The organism is Bradyrhizobium sp. ORS 375 (genome assembly GCF_000239775.1).
Lineage (GTDB): Bacteria > Pseudomonadota > Alphaproteobacteria > Rhizobiales > Xanthobacteraceae > Bradyrhizobium.
Genome location: NZ_CAFI01000331.1, coordinates 1 through 4,063, shown reverse-complemented (window position 1 = coordinate 4,063; position 4,063 = coordinate 1). Strand labels below are relative to the sequence as shown.

At 67.5% G+C, this 4,063-nt stretch carries 4 protein-coding genes; all 4 read right to left on the bottom strand.

Going from position 1 to position 4,063, the window contains the following annotated elements; translation table 11 throughout:
- Positions 1–68: 68 nt before the first annotated feature.
- The gene (locus BRAO375_RS23640) at positions 69–1,571 is read right to left on the bottom strand and encodes a Do family serine endopeptidase (protein ID WP_009029972.1); all 1,503 of its coding nucleotides are present in this window, start codon (positions 1,569–1,571) and stop codon (positions 69–71) included.
- A gap of 235 nt (positions 1,572–1,806) precedes the next feature.
- Entirely contained in the window at positions 1,807–2,013 is a 207-nt protein-coding gene (locus BRAO375_RS23635; protein WP_008960820.1) for a DUF2065 domain-containing protein, read from the bottom strand.
- Positions 2,014–2,120: 107 nt separating this feature from the next.
- The gene (gene hflC, locus BRAO375_RS23630) at positions 2,121–3,059 is read right to left on the bottom strand and encodes a protease modulator HflC (protein ID WP_009029971.1); all 939 of its coding nucleotides are present in this window, start codon (positions 3,057–3,059) and stop codon (positions 2,121–2,123) included.
- Positions 3,056–4,063: FtsH protease activity modulator HflK (gene hflK / locus BRAO375_RS23625; protein WP_052536126.1), on the bottom strand; the 1,008-nt coding region annotated here is incomplete at its 5' end. The genes hflK and hflC, both read right to left, overlap by 4 nt.

The following is a 4,063-nucleotide window of genomic DNA, read 5'->3' as shown; positions in this document are numbered from 1 at the left end:
CAAGTCGGGCTCAAGGCGAGGTCGCGCAGGGTGGGCAAAGCAGCCGCCCGCAGGGCGGCTGAACGCCCCTACTGCAGGCTCAGCGCCACGAACCGCAGCTCGCCGTCGGCGTTCGACACCAGCAGCAGGACCGACTTCTTGCCGTCCTTCTTGAGCTGGTCAACGCGCTTCTTGATGTCGGCGCCGGAGGTCACCGCCTCCTGGGCGACCTCGACGATGACGTCGCCGGCCGACAGCCGCTTCTCGGCGGCATCGGACGACTGGTCGACGCCGGTGACGACGACGCCTTTGACGCTGTCCTTGATCTTGTAGCGCGTGCGCAGATCCTTCGACAACGCGGCAAGATCGAGCCCGAGCGCCTTCTGGGTCACCGGCTTGTCGGCCGGCTCGTCCTTCTTGATCGCCGCCTGCTGGACCTTCTCGTTGTCCTCGAGCCGGCCGAGCTTGACCTTGAGCGTCTGCTCCTGGCCCTTGCGGATGACGACGACGTCGACCTCCTTGCCGACGGCGGTGTCGGCGACGATGCGCGACAGGTCCTTCGGCTCCTTGATGTCGCGGCCGTCGAACTTGACGACGACGTCGCCGGGCTCGATGCCGGCCGGCTTGGCCGGGCCTTTGTCGTCGACGCCGGCGACCAGCGCGCCGCGCGCGGGCTTGATGTTGAGGCTCTCGGCGATCTCGTCGGTGACGCCCTGGATGCGGACGCCGAGCCAGCCCCGGCGCAGCTCGCCGAACTGGCGCAGCTGGTCGACGACGCCAGCGACGGTCTTCGAGGGCACCGCGAAGCCGATGCCGATCGAGCCGCCGGAGGGCGAGATGATCAGGGTGTTGACGCCGATGACCTCGCCGTCGAGGTTGAACAGCGGGCCGCCCGAGTTGCCGCGGTTGATGGCGGCGTCGGTCTGGATGTAGCTGTCATACGGCCCCGACGAGATGTCGCGGTTCTTGGCCGAGACGATGCCCGCGGTGACGGTGCCGCCGAGGCTGAACGGGTTGCCGATCGCGACCACCCAATCGCCCAGCCTGAGCTTGTCGGAGTCGCCGAACTTCACCACCGTGAGCTGCCGCGGCGGCTTGAACTTGAGCACCGCGAGGTCGGTTTTCTTGTCGACGCCGACCAGCTCGGCCTTGATCTTGGTGCCGTCGTTCATGATGACGTTGATCTCGTCGGCATCGGCGATGACGTGGTTGTTGGTGACCACGATGCCCGAGTCGTCGACGATGAAGCCGGAGCCGAGCGAGTTGGTGCGCCGCGGCGTGGCGTCGCCGCCCCGGCCGCCTGGACCGCCACGGCGGTTCTTGAAGAAGTCGTCGAAGAACTCCTCGAACGGCGAGCCCGGCGGCACCTGCGGATTGGCGCCGCGGCCTTCGGAGGAGCCGCCGCCCTTGGCCTCGACGGTCTGCGAGGTCGAGATGTTGACGACGGCGTCGATGACCTTCTCGGCGACGTCGGCGATCCCCTCGGGTCCGCGCGCCGAAGCCGGCGCCGGCGCGAGCGCCCAGCCCGCAGCAAGGACCGCCGCGGTCAGGATCGGACGCAGGCGACGGCGGAAAGCAAGGGTTGCGGTCATCGGGCGGATCTCCAGAAAAGGCGGAAAATTCAACGGGTACAGTGCGCCGGAACCGGGCAGCGACGCAAGCGCACTAGCGCGCGGCGCCCGATTCATCATTGAAGGCGACCTAATACGGCAAAATGGCACGGCCATCGCCTCACAATGGCGTTGGCCGGGCGGCGGACGGCAATCGTCAGGGCGAGCGCCGGTTCCTGTGGCAAGCCGCTGCCAAGCCGGCAGCAAATCCCTGCTCTCAGATCGGCCGTCGGATGACCCAGATCAGCACCAGGCCCGCGACCGCCGAGCCGATGCCGACGGCCCGCAGCACGTTGTCGGGGGTGGTCATGGCGGTCTTCATGGCCCGCCGCATCCATTCGGGGCTCGCCGCAAACATCAGGCCCTCAAGCACGAACAGGATACCTAATCCGATGAGGAAATCGGAAAACGCAATGGACCTCATCGGACCCGGACCTCCCATTCGACCTTCTTGATATCAGACGGGGCGAAGCAACGGCTTCGCCCCGTCCATGTCAACTCCTATTCGCCGGGATCAACTGCCCGACGAGATCAGGGTTTCGGCGCCTGCGCCGCCGCAGTCGTGCTGGCGGCCGACGGCGTTTCCGAGCCCGAGGCCGGTTTCCCCGAGGGGTTGGCGAAGTAGCGGAAGAACTCGGAGTCGGGCCGCAGCAGGAAGCGGGTGTCGCCGGACTTCAGGCCGTTCTCATACGCCGTCATCGAGCGGTAGAAGGCGAAGAAGTCGCGGTCCTTGCCATAGGCCTCGGCGAACAGCCGGTTGCGCTCGGCGTCGCCGGCGCCGCGGGTCTGCTCGGCCTGCGAGTTGGCCTCGGCGATGATCACCGTCGCCTCGCGGTCGGCCTTGGACCGGATCTCCTGGGCCTTCTGGCCACCGAGCGCCCGGAACTCCTCGGCCTCGCGCTGCCGCTCGGTCTTCATCCGGTTGTAGACCGCCTGGCTGTTGGCCTCCGGCAGGTCGGCGCGGCGGATGCGGACGTCCACCACCTGGATGCCGTAGGCGTCGGCCTCCTTGTCGAGCTGATCGCGGATCTTGCGCATCAGGGCCTCGCGCTCGTCGCGCACCACCTGCGTGAAGGTGACCTCGCCGAGCACGCGGCGGAGCGCTGCGTTGAGCAAGGTGCCGAGCTGGACGTTGGCGGTCTGGATCGACCCGACGCTCTGATAGAACTGCAGCGCGTTCTTGATCTTGTAGCGCGCGAAGGCGTCGACCACGAGACGCTTCTGGTCGAACGCGATCACCTCCTGCGAGGGGTTCTCGAGGTCGAGGATGCGCTTGTCGATCGAGATCACGTTGTCGATGAACGGCGCCTTGACGTTCAGGCCGGGCTGCGTGACCACGTCGACCGGCTTGCCGAACCGCACCACGAGCGCCTGCTCGGTCTGCTGCACGGTGAACAGCGAGCTGTAGCCGATCACGACCACCGCAAGCGCGATCACCAGCGCCAGGATTCCTGTGACGGGAGACCTCATCGGACGCCTCCCTGCTGAGCGGCCGGGCCCTGGCGGCGCGGCGCGAGATCGCCGAGCGGCAGCAGCGGCACCGGACCGCCGGACGGGCCTCCGTCGAGCACGAGCTTCTCGGAGCCGGAGAGCACGCGCTCCATCGTCTCCAGATAGATACGTTCGCGGGTCACGTCGGGGGCCTTCTTGTACTCGTCATAGACCTTGAGGAAGCGCGCGCTCTGGCCCTTGGCCTCGGCGACGGCCTGCTCCTTGTAGCCCTCGGCGGTCTGCAGGATCTGCGCGGCACGGCCGCGCGCATCGGGCACCACCTTGTTGGCGTAGGTCTGGGCCTCGTTCTGCAGACGCTCGAGGTCGGCGCGGGCCGCCTGGACGTCGCGGAAGGCCTCGATGACCTGGGCCGGCGGGTCGACCTTCTGCATCTGCACCTGGGTGATCTGGATGCCGGAGCCGTAGTTGTCGAGCGTCTTCTGCATCAGTTCCTGCACATTCTGCTCGATCACGGTGCGGGCGCCGGTCAGGATCGGCTGGATGTTGGAGCGGCCGATCACCTCGCGCATCGCGCTCTCGGCCACCGCCTTCACGGTGCCCTCGGGGTTCTGGATGTTGAACAGGAAGTCGGCGGCGCCCTTCGGCTTGATGCGCCACAGCACGGTGACGTCGACGTCGACGATGTTCTCATCGCCGGTCAACATCAGGCTCTCCTCCGGAACGTCGCGACCGCCGCGGCCACCGCGTCGGCCGTCGTCATTGGCGGTGATGCCGATGGAGATCGAGTTGACGCGCAGCGCCTTGGGCAGCAGCACGGTCTCGATCGGATAAGGCAGATGGTAGCGCAGGCCGGGCTGCTCATCGCGGACGTATTTGCCGAAGCGCAGCACGACGCCGAGCTCCTCGGACTGCACGCGGTAGAAGCCGGACAGGAGCCAGATGGCGACCGCGCCGACCACGATCAGCAGGATGCCGACGGCGCCGAAGCCGCCCCCGGGGATGAACTGCTGGAGCCGGTCCTG

Excerpts from the sequence above, each read along its gene's own strand:
- BRAO375_RS23640 (WP_009029972.1), bottom strand. The coding sequence starts at position 1,571 with ATGACCGCAACCCTTGCTTTCCGCCGTCGCCTGCGTCCGATCCTGACC.
- BRAO375_RS23635 (WP_008960820.1), bottom strand. The coding sequence starts at position 2,013 with ATGAGGTCCATTGCGTTTTCCGATTTCCTCATCGGATTAGGTATCCTG.
- hflC (WP_009029971.1), bottom strand. The coding sequence starts at position 3,059 with ATGAGGTCTCCCGTCACAGGAATCCTGGCGCTGGTGATCGCGCTTGCG.